A 21,819-nucleotide genomic window follows, 5' to 3' on the forward strand; every position below is an offset into this window, starting at 1 on the left:
TTAGTATTTAATTTTAGGCTTACCTTTGTACTATCAAATTAGAAGATTATGGCTGAGTTATCGAAATTCCAGGCTTTTGTACAGTGTAAATGCCCACGTTGCCGCAAAGGAGATATTTTTACAGGGAGTGCTTATTCTTTCAGACTACAAAAAACCAATATCAACTGTCCGCATTGCAACTTAAAATTTGAGCGCGAGCCAGGGTTTTTCTACGTGGCTATGTTTGTAAGTTATGCCATGAACGTTGCAGAAATCATAACCATTGGTGTGGCATCGTATGTTTTGGGTTTAGCCTTAGTATATGAAAACTTGTGGTACTATGTTGGTTTAATCCTGGCCGGTGTTTTATTGTTGTCACCAATTAATTATCGCTATTCGAGGGTTATTTTGCTTCATTACCTTACGCCAGGCTTACATTATGTTGCTGGCAGTGGAGACTAGTAAACTATAAATAAAAAGAGACTGTATCGTAAAACTGATTTCTCTTCAGGTTTTGTCGTGTTGATCTTGTCGAAACAGCGCTGCCAGAGCTATTTAATCTAGTCCTTCTACAGGTTTTTGTTCTTGTGTTTACATACTGAATCGAGACAATTCAATAAATTAAGTAACAGCGTGCTTTCGTCTCATTAAACCTATTATCAGATTGATGATCGGTAGTAGTTGAACAACTAAAAATCCGAGTAGCATTGCAGCGGTGCTATTCTTGAATCCCTGTGAATAATCTGTCGAGTCTGCGCTGGTAAACTCGGCCAGGGTAAGTGATTTGTTGAAATTATAAGTAGAATAACAAGCAAGAAAAAAGAATAAAATAGATAATAAAATGTGAGTCCAGCTCAAGATATTAGATGCTATAAATGATTTTAAAAATTTGTAGAATAATGCAAAAACGAATAAAAATATCGCATACCACCTAATGAGTGGAACATTATCGATCATATAATAACTGTCGTATATATTGAAAGCAAGGTTAACTGCCGGAAGCAATAATGAAGCTGCCAACAGAATGGTCGCTACTAAAACCAGGAAGTTATAGGTTTTAAAGATTTTTTTCATTTTTTGTTTGGCTTGAGGGGTTCCTTAATCTAAGTGTGCAATTGTTTGGAGAGCTATTTCACATATTTATGATCAGTTTTTTAATTAGAAAATGGGTGTTCAGTCATGCTTCGGAAACAGCAGTCCCGTTATTCGCTATAGCTCCGATAAAAGATCGGAGGCTGACGCTTTTACCGGGTTTATAGAACAGAGGATTGTATAAAATACAAACGAAGACTACATTAAGTTCAAAAATCAGGCGTCATTGCGAGAGGAACGACGAAGCAATCCTATCGCAGACAGGAAGATTGATTCATCCGATGAAAAATCGGCTTGTCAATATTAACTCGCAACCTTTCATTTCAGGCATTTTGCTACAGGTATGAAATCAGTATAGCTTCTGCTTTAGCTAATGACAGCTAAAATTAATGATTTATAGAACTATTTATACAATCTACTAACGCTTTCACTTTTGTTTCTGAAGTAAGTTCATACCGGTATTCGTCATCAATACTACCCATTTTGGTTTCCGTATTTCTGAATTCCATTTTACTTGGTACAAATTCCTTTGCTGAAGCATGAAATTGTGTAGCACCGGTTTGATCAATAAGGTTTTTGATGTTGTTTTCATTTATCCCCGCACCAGGCATGATGGTAATGCGGCCATTGGCTTTTTTTACCAGCCGTGATAATTTTTCTGCTCCCAGAATTGCAGAAGAAGCACCTCCGGAAGTGAGCACTCTTTTTATGTTGAGTGAGATCAAATCTTCCAGTGCCTGATCCATATCGTTACTCATATCAAATGCCCTGTGGAAAGCCACCTCCATAGGTTTGGCCAGCGCAATTAATTCAGCGCATCTTTCTTTGTCGACAGTGCCATCAGCTTTAAGTATTCCAATAACTATTCCTTCGCAATTTAATGATTTGCAGATTTTTATATCTTCTTTCATTAATTCGAATTCTGTGCCGGAGTATAGGAAATCGCCACCCCTCGGACGGATAATCGGCCAGATTTCGATGGATAGATTTTTCTTCGCAAGTGCCAGCTGACCATAACTTGGTGTGGTACCACCTTCTGCCAGGTTATCGCAAAATTCCACTCTTTTCGCCCCGCCATTTTGAGCGGCTAAGGCTGATTGGTAAGAGTTAGCGCATACTTCTAAGCAAGGAATTGCTCCTTCATTCATGATATTTGGATTTATGTTCTACAAAGCGAATTTACTTTCTTATCGTCACCCTGAATTTATTTCAGGGTCAATTAAGTAAAGGAGACTACAGATCGCGCCTTCATTAAATAGTTAAAAATTAAATATTTACATCCGACAAACAATAAACTCTGATTAATAATAACTCTTGCCTTTGATCAAAAGATCTTGTTTTTCTGCATTACAAACCGCATAACTAAAGCCCTGTTGAATGGCATAAGCACCATATTCGCCTTTTTTATTGATAGCTAAAAATCCTACCTGTATATTTTTGGCAGTTTCGGGCTTCTTTTTAATGATGCGCATTACCGCTTCCTTACAGGCGGCTTCGGGTGTATAACCCTGGCGCATGAGTTCTACAACTAAAAACGAACCTACATTTCGTACTACCTCTTCGCCTACACCGGTTGATGTTGCGCCACCAACTTCATTATCTACATAAAGGCCAGCCCCAATTATCGGACTATCACCAATTCTACCATGTAATTTGTAGGCCATGCCACTGGTGGTACAAGCGCCGGAAATGTTTCCTTTCGCATCAATAGCCAACATTCCAATGGTATCGTGGTTATACTGGTTGCCTGGTAATTTTTGTGGGGCAGCTTTCTCGTAAAGTTTATTTTCGATATTCATCACCGGCGCATATTTCGCTGTTTTTAACCATTCTTTCCATGCTTTTTCGCTAGCCGGAGTGAGTAGATTCTCTTTTTTGAAACCCTGCTCCAAGGCAAACTGTAAAGCACCATCTCCAGCTAACATGACGTGCGGTGTTTTTTCCATCACCTTACGCGCAACCGAAATTGGATGCTTAATATGCTCGAGTGCTAAAACAGCGCCACAATTACCCAGTTCGTCCATAATACAGGCATCGAGCGTAACATGGCCATCACGATCCGGTAAGCCACCATAACCGACAGATTGATTGTGCTCATCAGCTTCGGGTACCCAAACGCCTTGTTCTACTGCATCTAAAGCACGTCCACCAGTTGATAAAACTTTCCAGGCATCAGCATTTGCCGCAATGCCAAAATCCCAGGTAGAAATTACAATCGGGAAATTTTCTGCTTTTGATGATTTTTTTGGAATTACATGCGCAATACTACTTTTATCAATGGCCAGCAATCCGGCCGATAGGGCAGACGCTTTTATAAATTTACGGCGGTTAAACATTTTTTTGGTTATTGTTGAAATTGGCTAAATAGTTAATTATTTGATTGTCGAATTGTTAGATTGTTAAATCGAACGATCTTGTTTGGTCATTTTGATTTGAACATTGGTTATCATTCATTAATCGTTTTACTTCCGTTTGAAATTGCAATCTGATATTATTTAATTGTTAGGTTGTTGAAACAATCGTTCCTGTATGAAAATTGCGACTTGACTATTGGTTATTAATTTAACTGATCGTAAATCTATCCGCATCTTTTAGAAAAGGAAACTGTCTTCTGATTTTAACCAGTTCTTCGTAGTTGATACTAAAAGTGTATAAATCTTCATCTTCCGGTTTATAATAGACGGTATTGCCATACGGATCTAAACACATCGATAATCCACTGTGGTAAATCTGGTTCCCATCGTGCCCAACGCGGTTCACGGCAATTACATAACTTTGGTTCTCAATTGCCCTGGCTGGGATTAATGCCTTCCAGTGTGCCGAGCGTTTATCAGGCCAGTTGGCCACCAGGAGTAAGATGTCGTATTCCTGATCTACATTGCGTAACCAAACCGGAAAGCGTAAATCATAACAAATGGCCAATCTGATTTTCCATCCTTTAAGTTCAACAATGAGTTTTTCTTTACCTGGACTAAAGTGGTGGTCTTCATCACCCATGCCAAACAGATGGCGTTTATCGTAATGCTGGTTTTTACCATCCGGCTCCATCCAGATCAGGCGGTTAAAATATTGGTTATTTTCTTTAATAATCAAACTTCCTGTAACTACACAATTGTACTGATGCGCCATTTTTTGCATCCATTGCATCGTTTTACCACCCATTTCTTCCGCTAAAGCTTCAGAATTCATGCTGAAACCTGTGTTAAACATTTCGGGTAAAATGATAATATCAGTTTTCTCCCTTACACCCATCGACAATCTAAGTGCCAGATTCAAAAGGTTTTTCTCAATGTTTTCCCAAAAAAGATAGGCCTGAAAAACAGTTACTTTCAGATTTTCTATTTGAGTGTAAACAGGTGCTTCCATGGTATATCGGTTAAGTCTGGTTAAACATTTTTTAGTTTCCCGGCAGCTAAGGCGAGGGTAGCATTTTCTTTAGCAAAGCAGAACCTGATAATTTTATGATCTGTTGCTTTTTGGTAAAATGCAGAAACCGGAATGGTGGCCACTCCAAATTCCTTGATCAGCCTGATACTAAAATCGGTGTCTTTTTCGTCGCTGATATCGCTATAACTTGCACATTGAAAATACGAACCATTACAAGGCAAAAGTTTAAAGCGGCTTTCGGACAGGAGACTTCTAAAATAATCTCTCTTCTGTTGAAAGAAGCTGCCTATTTCAGTATAATTTTTTGGCTCTTTGATGTAATGGGCAATTGCTTGTTGCATGGGACTATTAACGCTGAAAACATTAAATTGGTGTACCTTCCTAAATTCTTCGGTCAATTTCTCTGGCGCCAAACAATAACCCAGTTTCCAACCCGTAGCGTGCAAAAGCTTACCAAAAGAGGCTACGACGAAACTTCTTTGCTTTAATTCCGGGTAGAGCATTACACTCTGGTGTTTTTGTTCATCGTAAATCAGGTGTTCATAAACTTCATCGCTCAGGATTAAAATATCGGTGCCACTAACGAATTTAATAAGCGATTTCATATCATCTGGTGACAAAATACTACCTGTAGGGTTTTGTGGAGTATTTAAGATGATCATCCTGGTTTTTGCGGTAAACAACTTCTTAACCATATCCCAGTCAATAGCATAAGTGGGTGGGGCAAGTTCGTAAGTTTTAACCAGGCCACCTAAAAGTTTAATGGTAGGTGCATAACTATCGTAAGCTGGTTCAAAAATGATAACTTCATCACCGGCATTGATAATTGCCGCTAAAGCTGTAAAAATAGCCTGTGTTCCACCTGCTGTAATGGTAATTTCTGTTTCAGGGTTATACTTTATATTGTAGAGTTTTTCAACTTTCTCTGCGATGGTTTCTTTTAAAAAAGTAGAACCTGGCATTGGTGCATATTGGTTAAAACCATCTTGCATGGCTTTATTTACCAATTCAACCAGTTTTGGATCACAGGCATAATCAGGAAATCCCTGAGAAAGATTAATGGCATTGTATTCAGCTGCAAGTTTACTCATCACCGAAAAAATGGTGGTACTTACGCCAGGAAGTTTAGATTGTATATGAAGCATCTTGTAAGCGAAAATAGGAAAAAAAAGCTTAAGGCGTAAAAAACCTATTTCAAAAGCCATGCTGCAAGATTATAATAGTAGACGGAGAAAAACATTTTCAGCAGTATTAAACCCTCACTTTAAATTAACATCAATAACCTAAACAATAAACCCCTGGCTTTAGCAAATTAACCCTGGAATTTTGTATTATTTCAAATATATTGCTGCTTATTTAAAATTATTCCAAATAAACCCTTTTATTTGCACTTGAATCTTAATATCCATTAAATATGAAATTTAAGCACTTAACTGCTGCTTTTTTACTGATCATAAGTGCCTCTGCATTTATTAGTCCGAAAAAAGCTTTAAGAACATTTGTTTCCAATTACGAAAATGTATTGGGCACATCGTTAGAATTAAAATTTAAAACGAGCAGCCAGGCCGACGCGGATTTAGCAGAAGCCCGCGCATTAAATGAAATAGATCGACTGGATGATATTTTAAGTGCTTATAAAACTAACAGCGAGTTTAGTAAATGGATGGGCAATGGTAAACAAACTACCAAAGTTTCGACTGAATTATTTGAGGTTTTAAAACAGTTTGAAAATTATAAAGTGTTAACCAACGGTGCGCTTGATGCATCAGCCAAAGTAATAGGTGAGGTATGGAAAAAGGCAGTTGCCGAAAATCGTTTACCATCTGCTGAAGCACTACATCAGGCGGTTACTTTGGTTAAACAAAAACATTATATCTTAAATGAACGGGATAAAACGGTTACCCGTTTGGATGATGCACCATTAGCATTAAATTCTTTTGCGAAGAGTTATATCATTAATAAGGCTGCTGAGAAAGCTATTCAATCTCCTGGTATTGAAAACGTGGTCGTAAATATTGGTGGCGATATGGTGATTAAGGGAAACCAGCCTGAAGCTATCGAAATTGCAAATCCTAAAGCTGATGCTGAAAACGATGTAGCACTAACCACAATTAAAGTATCAAATATGGCTGTGGCAACCAGCGGTAATTACCGCAGAGGTTTTATGGTAAATGGAAAATGGTATTCGCATATCGTTGATCCGCGCAGCGGAAAGCCTGCTTCAGAAATAATCAGTGCAACGGTTATTGGTCCTGATGCCAGTGAAGCAGGTGCTTTAGCTACTTCTTTTAATATACTTTCTGTTGCCGAGATTGAAGCATTAACTGCGACTAGAAATGACATTGCATACTTGTTGATCACTAAAGATGGCAAAGAAATCAGAAGCAAGGAGTGGGCTAATTATGAGGTTGTTGTAAATAAGCCGGCTGGTGTTGTAGAAAAAGCAAGCAAAGCTGATAAACTTTGGAATACCAAATATGAGTTGGTGGTAAATTTAGAAATTGCCAATATAGAATCTACCGATGGTAAACGTGTCCGTCGCCCTTTTGTGGCCGTATGGATTGAAGATGCAGCTAAAACACCTGTGCGTAATCTGGCTATATGGTATAACAAACCACGTTGGCTACCCGATTTAAAATCATGGAACCGTGCCAACGGCGATGAGTTCAAAAAAGGAGCAGAAGGAAAGCTGAGCTCAACAAGTTCTGCTACACGTGGCCCCGGTAAATACAGCTTGTCATGGGATGGAAAAGACGATAACGGGAAATTGGTAAAAGCAGGCATTTACACTGTTTTTATTGAAGTTGCCCGCGAGCATGGCACTTACCAGGTGATTGCTAAAGAAATGAAATTTACAGGCTCGGCCCAAAAAGTAGAATTAACGCCAAATACAGAACTAACATCAGCATCTCTTGACTACAGAAAAATCGGAACCGCAAAAAAATAAGATAACGGTTGCACCTGGCGGACTGGGTAAAAAACAGGTTAAAAAAGAGATCGGTAAGGGTAAGGCTAAAAAGCGTTTAGCTGGTTTATCTCGCTGGTTGCACATTTACTTATCAATGGTGAGTTTTACGATTCTGCTATTCTTTGCAGTATCGGGCTTAACTTTAAATCATGCAGATTGGTTTACATCTGGTAAGGAAGTGGTTACTAAAGATGCTGGATCGGTAAACCTAAAATGGGTAAACCAACCTGATACCAATAAGATCAACAAGTTACAAATTGTTGAGTTTTTTAGAAGTAAACATAAAGTCAAAGGCGCATTGAGTGACTTTAGAATAGATGACAGAGAACTGAATTTAACCTTTAACGGACCTGGTTACCTGGCCGATTCTTTTATAGACCGCGAAACCGGTAAATATGAATTAACTATCACCAGATTTGGTGCGGTGGCCGTAATTAATGATTTACATAAAGGAAGAGATTCTGGCAAGGCCTGGTCGTGGATTATAGATATTTCGGCAGTGCTGATGACATTGGTATCTATCTCAGGAATTATCTTAATCTGTTTTATTAAAAAGAAACGATTAAGTGGCTTCATCATCGCAGCGGTAGGCACAATGGTTTGCTATTTGATTTACAGGTTATTTGTGCCGTAGTTTTACGCCCCAACACAGGGAGAGGCCATATCATATTTGTGATTCCAATAGAATTGTCGTCATCTCGACTGTAGTGCAACGGAATGGAGAGATCTATCTTGGCAGATTTCTCCACTTCGGTCGAAATGACGCCACCGAGATTGATTTTTATCCGATAAATTAGCCCCCGGTATGAAAATTCTAAATTTACGATAGCCCAAGTGTCTTTGAGGGTAAATATTAATGCGCTATAACAGCCGAATCAGATGATGCATCAACTTCTGTAGTGATAAATCTTCTGCCGATTAATAAACAGCCTAAAGCGATAAATGCAGCGGCTGTCATGACCAAAGGCATGGGCACTACAGAGTGTTCGCTAAATAAACTCACTATTACCGAGGCCAAAGCGCCTAATCCCATTTGTAAAGCACCCATTAAGGCAGATGCACTACCAGCGTTTTTGGAAAATGGCGCAAGCGACAAAGCAGCCGCATTAGGATTAATTAGACCTAAACAGGCTAAAAATAATGCGATAAAACCTATTGTAGCATATAAATTTAACCAGTTGTTTAAAGCAAAAATCAAAAAGATTAAGCTGAAAATACATTGGGCAATAAGTGCATAGGTAACAATATTTTTGCTGGTAAACCATTTTAGTATTAAGCTATTTACCTGACTCGAACCAATAAAGGCTACCGATAGCAGCGCGAAAATCCAACCATAGCCAGTCTTACTCACTTCGTATATTTTCATAAATACCTGAGGTGATGAAGATACATAAGCAAATAAACCTGAAAAGGTGATTGAACTGATTAAGGCATACGTGTAAAATTGAGGCTCTTTTAAAACGGTAAAGAAATTGGTTAAAATGGGTTTAGGTTTTAGGGAGTAATTCAGATCTGGTTTATAACTCTCCGGTAACTTAAAGATTGAAGCCAGGAGCATCAAAACCGCCATCAAACCTAAAAATACGAATACATATTTCCAGCCTAATGCCGAGATTAAATAACCACCTGCTGTTGGCGCAAGCATCGGTGATACGGCAATCACCAGCATTAACGACGCAAACACTTTGGGGCTTTCTTCTACCGAAAACAGATCCCGTACCATAGCAACGGAGGCTACAGCCGTGGCACAGCTCCCAATCGCCTGAACAAAACGTAAAACAATCAACTGGTTTACATCAGTTACAGCCAGGCATAAAAAAGAAGCAAAAATATAGAGTCCTAAACCAAAGTATAAAGGTTTTTTCCTTCCAAATTTATCCAAAAGCGGACCGTACAATAACTGACCAGCAGAAATCCCGATAAAAAAGCTGGATAAAGAAAGTGCTACAGTTGATTCAGTACTTTTTAAATCTTTTGCAATATCCACAAAGCCAGGCAGGTACATGTCGATGGAGAAAGGGCCAAGGGCTGCCAATGATCCTAAAATGAGTATGAGATAGAAGTGTTGTTTTTTAGCCATGAAGATTACCGGAATTTGATGAGGGCAAAGATTGGGAGATTTAAGTTGTTAACCTATTTTTATGGTCGAACGATTGTAAAAATCATACTTTAATAACTAATTCGTAAAGAGGCATCTGCATAATCTTTGTATCAGCTATGTTAAAAATATGATGATTGCTATACTAAATCTGCTATTTATTTATAGATTTATAGTCTATGACTTTTAAGACAAAAGAAAGCCGTTTACTACTCATTCTGGGTAGCTTTTTTGTAGCAAACGCTATATTATCAGAGTTTATTGGAGTTAAACTATTCAGTGTTGAAGAAACGCTGGGGTTTAAAAAGTTCGATATCAATTTGCTAGGAGTTCCAAATCTATCGTTTGTGATGTCGGCAGGGGTATTAACCTGGCCAATCATTTTCATTATGACGGATATTATAAATGAATATTTTGGTGTAAAGCAAGTCCGTTTTTTATCTATCCTCACTTCAATTTTAATCGCATTTGCCTTTCTGGTAGTTTGGGGCTCTATGCATTTAAGCGCTGCCGATTTTTGGGTACACCAAAAAATTAATGGTGAAGACTTAAATATGAACAATGCTTTTGCAGGGATTTTTGGTCAGGGAATGTGGATTATTGTAGGTTCCATTACTGCTTTTATTATTGGACAGCTGGCAGATGTTCTGATTTTCCACCGGATTAAAAAAATTACCGGAGAACGTGCTTTATGGTTACGTGCAACCGGCTCAACATTGGTTTCTCAGCTGATTGACAGTTTTGTGGTGATTTTTATCGCGTTTTATTTAAACCCACAATACCATTACAGCTGGAAAATGGTCGCCGCAATTGGCTTGGTTAATTATACTTATAAATTTATTGTCGCCATTTTAATGACCCCGATTTTGTATATCGTACATGCGATAATTGATGGTTACTTAGGAAAAGACCTGGCCCACAAACTCATTAAAATGGCAGGTAGGGGATAACAACTTAACCAAATAATATAAAGATGAGATTTAATATTTTAGCGCTCTTTGCAGGATTTTCGTTATTGGCTTGTTCTAATAAAAAGGACAGTGGAAAAGGTCTTGAGATTCAGGGTACATGGCAATTGGTTTCGGCTACCACCATTGATAAAGGAAAAAGTGAAACCACTGATTATTCAGGGAAACTGAAGATGATCAAGCTATTTAATAACAGCCATTTTGCTTTTCTGAAACATAGCCTTGATCCCAAAGATACCACTAGTTTTGATGCAGGAGGGGGAACTTTCGTTTTAAAAGGCGATGATTATACCGAATACCTTGAATATTATAAAAACAAAGATTGGGAAGGCAAGACTTTTAATTTTAAACTGGCCATCCATAATGATACTTTGATTCAGAAAGGGGTTGAAAAAGTGGAGGCCGCCGGTGTTGACCGCGTAATTATTGAAAAATACATTAAGGTAAAGTAATGAAACGCAAAAGGTCAGACTCGCTCCGACCTTTGTACTTAACAACAAAACAAATAAAAAAAATAACCTTAAAAATAAATTATAGGGTTGCCAGTTCTGCGGCAAAAACATTTTCACTCAATTGCTCCTGTTTGTATATCTGTCTGCCGGTGTAGGCAACAAAAACAGATTGATCTAAAAGCAAATCACGGTTTTTAATCAAACTTTCTAACTTAACGGTCCCAACCACGTATTTATAACTGCTTGCAGCATAACGCTCGCTGATGTTGTCAAATTCCAGTAGGGTAATCAGATCTTCATCCGCATAACGCAAATAAATTTCTAAAAGAATTTTTTCTGTATGTTTTACACCATTTTCCGAATGGTATTTTTTGTATTCATAACGGTAATCGTAACGTAAAGCCGCAATATCAGATAGTACAGCAGCACCGGTAGGGTGACCACCGGCACCTTTACCATAGAAAAACTGTTTATCAGCAAAAGCCGCCTGAACGGCTACGGCATTGTACTCATTTTCTACATTGTAAAGAAAATCGTCCTTAGCTACCAGTTTAGGGAGTACATAAGTCACAATATCTTTTGTATTTACCTTACGAGCCGTTGGTACCAACTTAATTTTGAAATTTTTCTCACGAGCATATTTAATGTCATAGTTAGAAAGGTTCTGTATACCGATGTTTAAAATGGCATCAGGATTTACAAACAAACCATAGGCATGTGCGGTAGCTATGGCCAGTTTATATTTCGGATCATAACCTCCCACATCCAGGATCGGATCGGTTTCTGCGAAACCTAAATCCTGTGCCTCTTTTAATGCCGAATCGTAACTTTGACCCTCGTTAAATATTTTGGAAAGGATATAATTAGATGAGCCATTAAAAATTCCGCTCAAAGCATGAAATAATTCATTGTCGTAATACTCTTCCAGGTTACGGATAATTGGAATACTGCCGCAAACGGCTCCTTCATACAATAAAGAAGTACCATACTCTTGTTGTAAATCTACCAGCTCTTTTAAATGCGTGGCGATCATTTTTTTGTTGGCAGAAACTACATTTTTACCGTTTTTTAATGCCGTAGTTACAATTTCGTAAGCAGCATCAGCATCGTTAATTAATTCTACGATCGTATTGATCTCTGTATTGTTTAATATTTCGTTGCGATCAGTCGTAAACAGATCCTTGTTTAGGGTACGTTTCTTCCTTGGGTCTTTTATCGCGATTTTTATGATCTCCAGGTTCAGGTTCTGGCTTTGGATGATATCCAACAAACCTTGCCCTACAACGCCAAAACCAAATAAACCGATTTTTAAATTCTTGCTCATTGTTATAAAGTGATTATACAGACAGGTGTATTACACCGATATAGCTGTTCTTATTTTTGTAATTTGTTTTAAATTTTGTGTTGGCATCCAGTTAATCACCTTCCACCTTTGTACCCTCAACCTTCCACCTATCTAAGCGGTATGCTGTAATCTGATGATTTTTTTATTCCGGCTTTCCTTAATAAAGTTTCCGATTACATTAGTGAGGGCATCTGTTTCGATCAAAAATCCATCGTGACCATAATCTGAATGCAAAGCACTAAATTCTGCTCCCGGAATATGATCGGCCAGGTATTTTTGCTCTGATAAAGGAAACAAAACATCATTTTCTATCCCGATTACTAAAGTATTTGCCGTAATTAGTTTTAGTGCATCTGCAATACTTTTGCGGTTACGGCCCACATTGTGGCTATCCATTGCTTTGGTTAAATAATAATAACTGTAAGCGTTAAAGCGGTTGATCAGCTTTTCTCCCTGATAGTTCTGATAAGAAGACGATCTGAAATTGTCTGTCTTATCGTTTACACTTTCTAACTGTGTACTGCCGTAAGCACTGTAGGTTCTATAACTTAAAAGTGCAATGCTTCGGGCTGTTTTTAAACCCTTGCTGCCACCGTTTGGTTGGTTGGCATAAAAAGTTCTGTCTGTTGTGATGGCTAAACGCTGGCTTTCGTTAAACGCAATTCCCCATGGAGAATGCGCAGCATTAGTCGCAATTAAGATCAGGTTTTCAATTTTATTAGGTTCCGAAATGCTCCATTCCACAGCCTGTTGCCCACCTAAAGAACCACCGATTAATAATTTAATATAATCAATACCTAAATGTGAAGCCAATAACTGATGTGCCGATACTAAATCCCGGATAGTAAATTGTGGAAACGAAAGATAATAAGGCAAGCCCGTTACCGGATTGGTACTTAACGGGTTGGTACTGCCATAATGAGAGCCTAAAACATTTGCACAGACAATATAATGCTCTTCCGGATTGAACAAAGCATTTTGACCGAACAAACCTTCCCACCATTCAAAAACATCAGCATTGGCAGTAAGTGCATGGCAAACCCAAATTACATTATCTTTATTTGCATTTAATTTGCCATAAGTTTGATAAGCAACTTGCAGGTTACGGATTTTTTTTCCGCTCTCTAATTTGAACTGTTTATTATAATTATATGTTGATGCTGTACTCATTGTTTATTGTATTCGGAAAATGAACGGGCTTAGGCTGATAAACTCTCTGTAGGGATCTGAACATTTATAGATGCAAAAGCCTGCTCGAAATCGGCCTTAATATCATCGATGTGTTCAATACCGACTGAAACCCGTAATGCGTTTGGCTTTACACCTGCAGCCAATTGCTCCGCTTCACTCAATTGTTGGTGTGTGGTTGCCGACGGTTGGATAATCAACGTTTTGGCATCGCCCACGTTTGCGAGATGCGAAACCAGTTTTAAATTATCAATAACCTGTGTGGCATTTTCTTTACTTCCTTTTAATTCGAAAGATAGAACCGCGCCGAAACCGTTACTTAAATATTTTTTTGCCAGGCTATTGTATTTGCTGCTCGCTAATCCTGGATATTGTACTTCCTGAACCAATGGATGGTTTTCTAACCAGGTGGCCAGTTCTAAAGCATTATCAACATGGCGTTGAACGCGGAGTGATAAGGTTTCCAATCCTTGTAATAAAAGAAACGAATTGAAAGGTGATAAGGCAGGCCCTAAATCTCTTAGTCCTTCTACGCGCGCCCGGATAATAAACTGAATATTGCCAAATGGTCCACCGATGCCAAAAACATCACTGAAAACCAACCCGTGATAGCCTGCTGATGGCTCAGAGAACTGAGGGAATTTTCCATTGCCCCAATTGTAGTTTCCACCATCGATGATCACACCACCAATACTCGTTCCATGGCCACCAATCCATTTCGTTGCAGATTCTACCACAATATTGGCTCCGTGTTCCAATGGTTTAAATAAATAACCGCCTGCGCCAAAAGTATTGTCAACCACTAATGGAAGATCATATTTTTTAGCAATTGCAGCAATTTTCTCAAAATCTGGCACACTAAAAGCAGGATTGCCAATGGTTTCCAGGTAAATTGCCTTAGTTTTATCTGTTATTTTAGCTTCAAATTCTTCAGGTACATCTGGATTTGCAAAATCAACATGGATACCCAAACGTTTAAAAGCAACTTTAAACTGGTTATAAGTTCCACCATAAATATGAGTAGAAGAAACAATGCTGTCGCCAGCTTCTAAGATATTATTTAGGGCAATAAACTGAGCGGCCTGTCCTGATGCTACTGCTAAAGCCGCTACACCACCTTCTAAAGCTGCAATTCTTTTTTCGAAAACATCATTGGTAGGATTCATGATCCTAGTGTAAATGTTGCCAAACTCTTTTAAGGCAAATAAATTAGCTCCATGTTCGGCGCTGTTAAATCCGTAAGAAGTGGTTTGGTAAATCGGCACAGCCCTCGAACCTGTTGTGGGATCTATTTCCTGGCCAGCGTGTAATTGTAAAGTTTCAAATTTATATGATGTTGACATGATTACTATTTTATTTTGTTGAACGATTAGATATGGTGGTTTAGGTTGATCCTAAAACCTGGCAGGGCGTATCCCGATGTTCGGGACCTTCCAGTTTGAAAGAAACAAAAAAGGAAGATTTTTTAAACTAATGTATGCAACAGCACATACAAATAACCGCACGCATATTGCAACAAGTAAAAGAAACAGAGTATTGTTCTGCATTTTTAAGGTTTGCATTGGGTTCGCTTAGCGATTGAAGATTTAATGTTTTCATCAGTTCTAATTTATATCACCAGATAACACCATGCTATCCGGTCAGGAATTGGCACCTTCTCTTTCTGAGGGTTGCCAGTGGGTCATCGAGCCAGTCTCTCGCCACTTCTTTATAAATCAACCCGTGAAGATTGACTTTTATTTAGCTTTCCACCAAATAATATTTCAAATGTCTTAATTAAATTTTAATTCACAAAATAAAATTTTGATTTTAAATTAACTATCTAAAAATGAACTCGTTATTTTTATGCTGATTTTGCCATTTAAAATTTTTAATATAAAATTAACGCTTAATATTTTAAGTTTGTGCATCCTATCTAAATCGTAACTTTATGAAAAACACAAAATCACTATGTTTAGGACTGTTATTTATTGTAACGGGTTTAAACAATGCCAGCGCTCAATTTGGAGGCTTAAAAGATAAATTATTAAAAGTAGGCACAGCACAGGGTGCTAAAGCCCTGGGGGTAGACAGGTTTTTAAAACAACCCGCCGCTATTACTACTAGTTTTGAAGATGTAAACAGGGAAGGTGAAAAAATGCCCGACTTTGTTAATCCTTCAAAATTAAAAGCACAGCCTTTATATTTATTGCCCAAAAACCCTGAGGGTGGTTTTGTACTTTGCGAAGGATTGTACGAAATGACGAATAAAAGCTATTGTTTAAAAGCCGGAACATTTGCCCCTTCAAAAGGAGATGGTTACATGTTTGCACCGGTTTTAGGCCCGAAAGAAGAAATTGTGGTTTCTATTTTGAAAAGTGCAGAAAAACATCCTGAAGTAGAACAGCACGATATACAAGCGCTACTTTGGACAATTATTGCCAGAACAAAATTTGCCGATTACAACGGACAGGTTAAAGTAACTGCCCTTAAACTATTAACACCTAAACAGCTTACACAATTAGAAGGTGGCGCCCTGGGCATTTTGCCTTTCGATGTCATGGAAAAAGCTAAAGATCAATTGCCATCTGGCGTGAGGGCAGTTTTTGAGGCAGAAAATAATATCCGCCAATTGGTATCCTCTGGTAACTATACTTATGCTGATATGGAGAAATATGCTATAATAGCAGGGATGGCCCCGCCAAGAAGCGATGTGCCAAGTGGCATCTGGACGAAACATCCTGATGGTTATTATGTGCGTTATTTTCCTTCAGGATATTCGATTACCAAAGTGCAGGTATATGTACCAAAAGAATTGTTAGCTAACGGAAATAAATTGGTTTATGATGCAGCAGGAGATATTGCTTGTCCAGCCAATACAGGCTCGCAACGTTTGGCGCAAACTAATGAGCCATTGGAGGCTAACTATTCGTTAAAGTTGACCACGATTTGTAATTCTAAGTAGGTTTTGGAAAATTAGGGTTCTGTAATCCTTATGCGATTGCAGTCCCGCTTTACGCTTTATCTTTTTGGCTACCCTTCGACTTCGCTCAGGGTGACAGCCAAAAAGGATATCGCTGCAATCGGGTTTAGCAACAGAGGTTCAAAATAACTATAAGAGGCTTTCTCATAATATTGTTGTCATCCTGAGCTTGTCGAAGGACCTGTTTTAAATATCTTACAAGGCGTTTCGACAGGCTCAACGTGACAAATTCAATTGAATTACAATTTATTATACAGCTTCTATTTTTTTAACCCAGCGCCTGCGCTAAATCGGCAATAATATCATCTACATGTTCCAGTCCTACTGAAATGCGGAGCAAGTTTTTAGGCGTTTTACTATCCGGCCCCTCAACTGAATAACGGTGTTCAATCAAACTCTCTACACCACCTAAACTCGTTGCCTGTGCAAATAGTTGGACTTTATTTACCACTTTATGAGCAGCTTCTGCATCGCCCTTAACTAAAAACGACATCATTCCGCTGAAATCTTTCATCTGTTTTCTGGCAATTTCATGCTGTGGGTGACTCTCCAACCCAGGATAAAAAACGGCTTCAACATGAGGATGTCCGTTTAAATAGCGGGCTACTTTTTTTCCATTTTCACAATGGCCCTTCATGCGGTAGGCCAGGGTTTTAATGCTACGCGTTAATAAAAAGCAATCGAAAGGAGAGGGTACTGCACCGCCTGTTTGCTGTATATTTTTGATACGTTCCCATAATTCATCTTTTTTTGCCGTTACTAATATCCCGCCGAGCACATCACTATGACCACCTATGTATTTGGTACTGCTGTGCATGACCATATCGGCGCCCAACAAAATCGGATTTTGTAAAATTGGAGAAGCAAAGGTGCTGTCGCAAACCAGGGTGATATTTTTTGCTTTAGCTATTTTGGCAATCTCTTCAATATCGGTAACCTTTAATAATGGATTTGATGGCGTTTCGATCCAGATCAGTTTGGTATTAGGCTTAATGCTCGATTGTATCAGATTTAAATCGGTTTGATCAACAAAATCAAATTCCAAACTTTCATTAAAAATGGTCAGCAGCTGTTTTTTAATTCCCCAGTACATGTCATCCGGAGCTATAATATGGCTACCCGGTTTTAAAGCCTGGAACATCGCTAATCCGCAGGTATTACCCGAAGAAAAAGCAGCAGCATCTTCGCCATATTCTAATTTGGCTACAGTGTTTTCTAAAGCAGACCGGTTTGGATTGCTTACCCTGCTATACATGTGCCCACCGGGATAACCACCATCTTCGCCGCGAAAAAAAGTGGTAGACAGATTAATCGGCAGTGTAACATCACCGGTAGCGATCTTTACGAGATTAGAAGCGTGAATAGCAAGGGTTTCGGGTTTCATAATAATTGATTTTGATCGAAATGATTTCGGGAAGCAATTTAATAATTTGGCGCTAATTTAAGGTTCGTAATGGTTTTGGCAAGATTTATGTAACAAGTTTGTCGAAATTTAATTAAACAAAAAATGAAAAGATTATTTATAGCTATCGCAATAGCATGTTCTACTTTAGTAATGTTACAAAGTTGTAATACTGCAAAAAGAGTAACTGCAGGTGTAACAGGTAGCAGAGGTACAGTTGTTCGCGAATGGGTGGTGAGTAATGTAGCTTTAGAAGGATTGCCTGATGGCGCTGTTCAGGGATTATTTGGAGAGAAATCTTACAAATGTTTCCAGGGAAGTACATGGAACTTAACCAATAGTGGTAATGGTTCTTATACCTTACCAGCATCAAGCGCTTGTGGTTCGGTAATGCAGACTATTTTCTGGTCAGCTGCACCTAAAGACCAGACTTTCCAGTTCAAAAAAATATTTGAAGGTGATAAGGCTAAAAACGTAACAGAAGGTTACCGTTTGGTGTTAACTGATCTTTCCAGTACACAAATGATCTTGAAATCGCCAATTGAATTTGGTGGTAAAACTGCTAACATCGTTTTAACGTTTGTACCTGCAGCAAGATAATATCTAATACTGAAAAACATACCCTAGAGCACTTCTGAAAAGAGGTGCTTTTTTTTATATCAATAATTAACTGCAGCTGAATTGATTACATCAAAAACTTTCCTGTAATAGTTTGAGATAGCTTTGTCACGCTGAGCGGAGTCGAAGCGCTTTACTTGTCAATTACAACAAAACAAAATTTAGTCCATTTATTTCATGCGCCTGGTTAGATCTCTCTATTCCACTGCGTTTCGGTCGAGATGACGAAGTTAGTTAGTTTTTATAAAAGTATTAAATCTGTGTTTATCCATGTTCATCTGTGGTTAATTAACATGCCCAACATTCAAAAATCACGGTTTGTTACAAGAAAATGATTTTCAAATCGCCTCATTATTGTATTTTTGTTCAAAATAAATCAGGAATGAATACAACTGAACAAGTTGAAAAAATATTAGCTGATACCAATTTATCAACTGAATTACAAAACATAGCACACAAAGTTCTTTACGGACAGCGGATTACATTTGATGAAGGTGTGCATCTTTACGAACATGCGGAACTAGGTTACCTGGGTGTCCTCGCAAATTACATCCGTGAGAAAAAACACGGTGATAAAACTTATTTCAATCGTAATTTCCACTTAGAACCAACCAATCTTTGTGTTTACGACTGCAAATTTTGCTCGTACTCGCGTTTAATCAAACAAAAAGAAGAAGGCTGGGCTTTAACGATGGAGCAAATGCTTGATATCGTCAAAAAATACGATGGTGAACCGGTAACGGAAGTACATATTGTTGGGGGCGTACTTCCACAGTATGATGTAGCTTTTTATTCAGCATTATTCACAGCCATTAAGCAACACCGTCCTGATCTGCATGTAAAAGCATTAACACCTGTAGAGTACCACTATATTTTCAAAAAAGCTAAAATCGATTACGCAACAGGTATGCGTTTGATGAAGGAGGCCGGATTGGAATCGATACCAGGTGGTGGGGCAGAGATTTTTCACCCGGAAATCAGGGAGCAGATTGCCAAAGATAAATGTACCGGTCAGCAATGGTTGGATATACATGAAGAATGGCACAAACTAGACATGCGTAGTAATGCGACCATGCTTTATGGACATATCGAAAAATACTGGCACCGCGTAGATCACATGGAAAAACTTCGTGAACTGCAGGACCGTACAGGTGGTTTCCAGACTTTTATTCCATTAAAATTCAGAAATCAGCATAACCAGATGAGTAATGTACCCGAATCATCGGTAATTGAAGATTTAAGAAATTACGCCATTGCCCGTATTTATATGGATAACTTCGATCACATTAAAGCTTATTGGGCGATGATCAGTCGCGAAACTGCTCAGTTATCTTTAAATTACGGTGTGGATGATATCGACGGTACTTTGGATGATACTACAAAAATATATTCTATGGCCGGCGCAGAAGAACAAACACCAGCAATGAGCACTAAAGAACTGGTTAATCTGATTAAACAGGTAGGCAGAAAAGCAATAGAACGAGATACTTTATATAACGTGGTTACGGATTTTGAAAATGTTGTTTTCGAAGAAGAGAAAAAACCCCAGTATTATAAATTACCAGTGGTGAATTAATGATTGAATTAGAGAATGACTGAATGAGTGAATGAGTATATTGAGCGTTAAATTTAACATTCAATCACTCAAAAATCCCTCATTCAATAATTAATTAGATGAAAGAAATATACATCATACGCCACGGCGAAACGGAACTTAACAGACAAGGCATAGTACAGGGCAGAGGTATAAATTCTGACTTAAATGATTTAGGAAGGGCACAGGCAGAAGCTTTTTATCAAAAATATAAGGAGATTCCTTTTGATAAGATTTACACCTCTGATTTAAAGCGTACCTGGCAAACCGTTCAAAAGTTTATAGATGCTAAATTACCCTGGGAAAAACTTTCGGGATTAGATGAGTTGGCCTGGGGTGTTTGGGAAGGAAAACCGAATACTGAAGATGCGCGTGATGCTTTCCGTGAGATGTTACAGAGCTGGGAGAATGGAGATTATACCGCTCATTTTGAAGGCGGCGAAAGTGTACAGGACGTTTACGAACGTTTAAAACAACCCATGGAAGTTTTAATGACCCGGCCTGAAGAAAAAACAGTGCTGCTTTGTATGCACGGCAGGGCAATGCGTGTTTTTCTATGCCTATTATTGGGTAAACCATTAAGTGAAATGACCGAATTCCCACACCAGAATACCGTGCTTTATAAAATGGGTTTCGAAGACGGAAAATTTACTGTTCTCGAATTTAACAATGCCGTTCATTTAGACGGTTTAGTAATTGAATAACTTCCACAATTCGTCATCCTGATCCGATAGCTATCGGATTTGTTTCAGGATCTGTTGGCAGAATAAAGGGATTTGATTTATATAACGGTTCGTGAGGACACGAACCATGGCAAGTAAATGGGTTTCGAAGACTGAAAATTTACTGTTCTTGAATTTAAGAGCGCCGTTCATTTAGACGGTTTAGTAATTGGGGAATAAACCGCCTCGGTTCGTGTCTTCACGAAACGAAACAAGTTATAGTTCGTGGACACGGACCATGGCGTAGAAACAGGTAAATAGTTTAGTAATTGGATAATCCGCTTATCGCAAACGCGAAGCGCAAAATATAACACCTTGAATAAGATTAAAATATCGGCTGTTGCCTATACCAACACCAAAGCTTTTATATACGGATTAGAACATTCGGACATTATAAATAAAATTGATTTAAGTTTAGATATCCCTTCAGATTGCGCAGCCAAAGTGATTAACGGCCAGGCTGATATTGGTTTAATGCCTGTAGCAGCAATTCCATTGGTTCCCAGTGCGAACATCGTAGCAGATTACTGTATCGGCAGCGATGGCGGTGTAAATTCGGTATTCATTTTTAGTGAAGTTCCGGCAGCGGAAATAAAAACGGTAAGGCTTGATGCCCATTCGCGCACCTCTAATAATTTGGCCAAAGTTTTGCTGAAATTCTATTGGAAAAAAGAAGTGGAGTTTACTATCGATCCAACTGCAAAAACAGATGCTTTTGTTTTAATAGGAGACAGGACATTTGGTAAAAAAGGCGATTTCGCTTATGCCTATGATATGGGTGAGGAATGGAAAAACTTTACCGGTCTGCCATTTATGTATGCAGCCTGGGTGGCCAATAAAGAAATCTCACAAGAATTTAAAAACGAATTTAATACCGCTTTAAAATTTGGTTTAGATCATAGAAAGGAAGTACTACAGGAATTACCAGCATCGCCAAATTTCGACCTGGAAGATTATCTATACCATAAACTTCAATTTGATGTAACAGATGACCGCAAAAAAGCTTTAAATCTGTTTTTGGGGTATATTGAGCAGTTGTAAAGA

Annotated in this window: 20 protein-coding genes and 1 riboswitch; of the genes, 10 read left to right on the forward strand and 10 right to left on the reverse strand. The window is 38.4% G+C overall.

What is annotated here, in order from left to right:
* The first annotated feature begins 48 nt into the window (after nt 1–48).
* Nucleotides 49–441 carry a DUF983 domain-containing protein gene (locus FFJ24_RS07660; protein ID WP_138820897.1) on the forward strand — a complete coding sequence of 131 codons (393 nt, stop codon included), beginning with the start codon at nt 49–51 and terminating at the stop codon, nt 439–441.
* Between the two features lie 159 nt (nt 442–600).
* Here FFJ24_RS07660 and FFJ24_RS07665 read toward each other — a convergent pair whose 3' ends face one another.
* From FFJ24_RS07665 to FFJ24_RS07685, 5 genes are all read right to left on the reverse strand, one after another.
* Nucleotides 601–1,053 carry a hypothetical protein gene (locus FFJ24_RS07665; RefSeq protein ID WP_138820898.1) on the reverse strand — a complete coding sequence of 151 codons (453 nt, stop codon included), beginning with the start codon at nt 1,051–1,053 and terminating at the stop codon, nt 601–603.
* Nucleotides 1,054–1,457: 404 nt separating this feature from the next.
* Nucleotides 1,458–2,219 carry a copper homeostasis protein CutC gene (locus FFJ24_RS07670; RefSeq protein WP_138820899.1) on the reverse strand — a complete coding sequence of 254 codons (762 nt, stop codon included), beginning with the start codon at nt 2,217–2,219 and terminating at the stop codon, nt 1,458–1,460.
* 153 nt (nt 2,220–2,372) lie between these two features.
* Nucleotides 2,373–3,407: a N(4)-(beta-N-acetylglucosaminyl)-L-asparaginase gene (locus tag FFJ24_RS07675; protein WP_138820900.1), complete on the reverse strand. Its 1,035-nt coding sequence runs from the start codon at nt 3,405–3,407 to the stop codon at nt 2,373–2,375.
* A gap of 226 nt (nt 3,408–3,633) precedes the next feature.
* Entirely contained in the window at nt 3,634–4,437 is an 804-nt protein-coding gene (locus FFJ24_RS07680) for an amidohydrolase (RefSeq protein ID WP_210419483.1), read from the reverse strand.
* A gap of 20 nt (nt 4,438–4,457) precedes the next feature.
* Nucleotides 4,458–5,603, reverse strand: coding sequence for a methionine aminotransferase (locus FFJ24_RS07685; protein WP_138820901.1), 1,146 nt, complete (start codon nt 5,601–5,603; stop codon nt 4,458–4,460).
* A 269-nt stretch (nt 5,604–5,872) separates the two neighbouring features.
* Between FFJ24_RS07685 and FFJ24_RS07690 the strand changes: the two genes are divergently transcribed.
* Nucleotides 5,873–7,405, forward strand: coding sequence for a DUF2271 domain-containing protein (locus tag FFJ24_RS07690; protein WP_138820902.1), 1,533 nt, complete (start codon nt 5,873–5,875; stop codon nt 7,403–7,405).
* Nucleotides 7,371–8,060, forward strand: coding sequence for a PepSY-associated TM helix domain-containing protein (locus FFJ24_RS07695; RefSeq protein WP_210419484.1), 690 nt, complete (start codon nt 7,371–7,373; stop codon nt 8,058–8,060). Before FFJ24_RS07690 ends, FFJ24_RS07695 begins: the two co-directional genes overlap by 35 nt.
* A gap of 219 nt (nt 8,061–8,279) precedes the next feature.
* Here FFJ24_RS07695 and FFJ24_RS07700 read toward each other — a convergent pair whose 3' ends face one another.
* Complete coding sequence (locus tag FFJ24_RS07700; protein ID WP_138820903.1) at nt 8,280–9,506, reverse strand: multidrug effflux MFS transporter; 1,227 nt, start codon at nt 9,504–9,506, stop codon at nt 8,280–8,282.
* A gap of 197 nt (nt 9,507–9,703) precedes the next feature.
* Between FFJ24_RS07700 and FFJ24_RS07705 the strand changes: the two genes are divergently transcribed.
* Together FFJ24_RS07705 and FFJ24_RS07710 are read left to right on the forward strand one after the other, a co-directional pair.
* The gene (locus FFJ24_RS07705; RefSeq protein ID WP_138820904.1) at nt 9,704–10,474 is read left to right on the forward strand and encodes a queuosine precursor transporter; all 771 of its coding nucleotides are present in this window, start codon (nt 9,704–9,706) and stop codon (nt 10,472–10,474) included.
* A gap of 23 nt (nt 10,475–10,497) precedes the next feature.
* The gene (locus FFJ24_RS07710; protein ID WP_138820905.1) at nt 10,498–10,944 is read left to right on the forward strand and encodes a hypothetical protein; all 447 of its coding nucleotides are present in this window, start codon (nt 10,498–10,500) and stop codon (nt 10,942–10,944) included.
* A gap of 79 nt (nt 10,945–11,023) precedes the next feature.
* On the opposite strand, the gene FFJ24_RS07715 is transcribed toward FFJ24_RS07710, so the two are convergent.
* From FFJ24_RS07715 to FFJ24_RS07725, 3 genes are all read right to left on the reverse strand, one after another.
* On the reverse strand, nt 11,024–12,268 hold the full coding sequence (locus FFJ24_RS07715; protein WP_138820906.1) for a homoserine dehydrogenase: 1,245 nt from the start codon (nt 12,266–12,268) through the stop codon (nt 11,024–11,026).
* A 132-nt stretch (nt 12,269–12,400) separates the two neighbouring features.
* Nucleotides 12,401–13,459, reverse strand: a complete 1,059-nt coding sequence (metX, locus tag FFJ24_RS07720; protein ID WP_138820907.1) for a homoserine O-acetyltransferase — start codon at nt 13,457–13,459, stop codon at nt 12,401–12,403.
* A 29-nt stretch (nt 13,460–13,488) separates the two neighbouring features.
* Nucleotides 13,489–14,820, reverse strand: coding sequence for an O-acetylhomoserine aminocarboxypropyltransferase/cysteine synthase family protein (locus FFJ24_RS07725; protein WP_138820908.1), 1,332 nt, complete (start codon nt 14,818–14,820; stop codon nt 13,489–13,491).
* Between the two features lie 263 nt (nt 14,821–15,083).
* Nucleotides 15,084–15,194: riboswitch (SAM riboswitch) on the reverse strand.
* Nucleotides 15,195–15,407: 213 nt separating this feature from the next.
* Between FFJ24_RS07725 and FFJ24_RS07730 the strand changes: the two genes are divergently transcribed.
* Nucleotides 15,408–16,421: a hypothetical protein gene (locus tag FFJ24_RS07730; protein WP_138820909.1), complete on the forward strand. Its 1,014-nt coding sequence runs from the start codon at nt 15,408–15,410 to the stop codon at nt 16,419–16,421.
* Between the two features lie 286 nt (nt 16,422–16,707).
* Here the strand turns inward: FFJ24_RS07730 and FFJ24_RS07735 are convergent, their stop codons facing one another.
* The gene (locus FFJ24_RS07735) at nt 16,708–17,823 is read right to left on the reverse strand and encodes a PLP-dependent aspartate aminotransferase family protein (protein WP_138820910.1); all 1,116 of its coding nucleotides are present in this window, start codon (nt 17,821–17,823) and stop codon (nt 16,708–16,710) included.
* Nucleotides 17,824–17,946: 123 nt separating this feature from the next.
* Between FFJ24_RS07735 and FFJ24_RS07740 the strand changes: the two genes are divergently transcribed.
* From FFJ24_RS07740 to FFJ24_RS07755, 4 genes are all read left to right on the forward strand, one after another.
* On the forward strand, nt 17,947–18,441 hold the full coding sequence (locus FFJ24_RS07740; protein WP_055907819.1) for a hypothetical protein: 495 nt from the start codon (nt 17,947–17,949) through the stop codon (nt 18,439–18,441).
* A 400-nt stretch (nt 18,442–18,841) separates the two neighbouring features.
* Nucleotides 18,842–20,035, forward strand: a complete 1,194-nt coding sequence (mqnE, locus tag FFJ24_RS07745; RefSeq protein ID WP_138820911.1) for an aminofutalosine synthase MqnE — start codon at nt 18,842–18,844, stop codon at nt 20,033–20,035.
* A gap of 98 nt (nt 20,036–20,133) precedes the next feature.
* Nucleotides 20,134–20,757 carry a histidine phosphatase family protein gene (locus FFJ24_RS07750; protein ID WP_138820912.1) on the forward strand — a complete coding sequence of 208 codons (624 nt, stop codon included), beginning with the start codon at nt 20,134–20,136 and terminating at the stop codon, nt 20,755–20,757.
* A 333-nt stretch (nt 20,758–21,090) separates the two neighbouring features.
* Nucleotides 21,091–21,816 carry a menaquinone biosynthetic enzyme MqnA/MqnD family protein gene (locus FFJ24_RS07755; protein WP_138820913.1) on the forward strand — a complete coding sequence of 242 codons (726 nt, stop codon included), beginning with the start codon at nt 21,091–21,093 and terminating at the stop codon, nt 21,814–21,816.
* The last annotated feature ends 3 nt before the right edge of the window (nt 21,817–21,819 follow it).

The sequence above is a fragment of the Pedobacter sp. KBS0701 genome, from assembly GCF_005938645.2.
Classification (GTDB): domain Bacteria; phylum Bacteroidota; class Bacteroidia; order Sphingobacteriales; family Sphingobacteriaceae; genus Pedobacter.

Bases quoted from the DNA above. Each gene is read 5' to 3' on its own strand.
- FFJ24_RS07705 (WP_138820904.1), top strand. From the start codon at position 9,704: ATGACTTTTAAGACAAAAGAAAGCCGTTTACTACTCATTCTGGGTAGC.
- FFJ24_RS07700 (WP_138820903.1), bottom strand. From the start codon at position 9,506: ATGGCTAAAAAACAACACTTCTATCTCATACTCATTTTAGGATCATTG.
- FFJ24_RS07685 (WP_138820901.1), bottom strand. From the start codon at position 5,603: ATGCTTCATATACAATCTAAACTTCCTGGCGTAAGTACCACCATTTTT.
- FFJ24_RS07675 (WP_138820900.1), bottom strand. From the start codon at position 3,407: ATGTTTAACCGCCGTAAATTTATAAAAGCGTCTGCCCTATCGGCCGGA.
- FFJ24_RS07715 (WP_138820906.1), bottom strand. From the start codon at position 12,268: ATGAGCAAGAATTTAAAAATCGGTTTATTTGGTTTTGGCGTTGTAGGG.
- FFJ24_RS07750 (WP_138820912.1), top strand. From the start codon at position 20,134: ATGAAAGAAATATACATCATACGCCACGGCGAAACGGAACTTAACAGA.
- FFJ24_RS07660 (WP_138820897.1), top strand. From the start codon at position 49: ATGGCTGAGTTATCGAAATTCCAGGCTTTTGTACAGTGTAAATGCCCA.
- FFJ24_RS07730 (WP_138820909.1), top strand. From the start codon at position 15,408: ATGAAAAACACAAAATCACTATGTTTAGGACTGTTATTTATTGTAACG.
- FFJ24_RS07690 (WP_138820902.1), top strand. From the start codon at position 5,873: ATGAAATTTAAGCACTTAACTGCTGCTTTTTTACTGATCATAAGTGCC.
- FFJ24_RS07735 (WP_138820910.1), bottom strand. From the start codon at position 17,823: ATGAAACCCGAAACCCTTGCTATTCACGCTTCTAATCTCGTAAAGATC.
- FFJ24_RS07680 (WP_210419483.1), bottom strand. From the start codon at position 4,437: ATGGAAGCACCTGTTTACACTCAAATAGAAAATCTGAAAGTAACTGTT.
- FFJ24_RS07725 (WP_138820908.1), bottom strand. From the start codon at position 14,820: ATGTCAACATCATATAAATTTGAAACTTTACAATTACACGCTGGCCAG.
- metX (WP_138820907.1), bottom strand. From the start codon at position 13,459: ATGAGTACAGCATCAACATATAATTATAATAAACAGTTCAAATTAGAG.
- FFJ24_RS07670 (WP_138820899.1), bottom strand. From the start codon at position 2,219: ATGAATGAAGGAGCAATTCCTTGCTTAGAAGTATGCGCTAACTCTTAC.
- mqnE (WP_138820911.1), top strand. From the start codon at position 18,842: ATGAATACAACTGAACAAGTTGAAAAAATATTAGCTGATACCAATTTA.
- FFJ24_RS07740 (WP_055907819.1), top strand. From the start codon at position 17,947: ATGAAAAGATTATTTATAGCTATCGCAATAGCATGTTCTACTTTAGTA.
- FFJ24_RS07710 (WP_138820905.1), top strand. From the start codon at position 10,498: ATGAGATTTAATATTTTAGCGCTCTTTGCAGGATTTTCGTTATTGGCT.
- FFJ24_RS07665 (WP_138820898.1), bottom strand. From the start codon at position 1,053: ATGAAAAAAATCTTTAAAACCTATAACTTCCTGGTTTTAGTAGCGACC.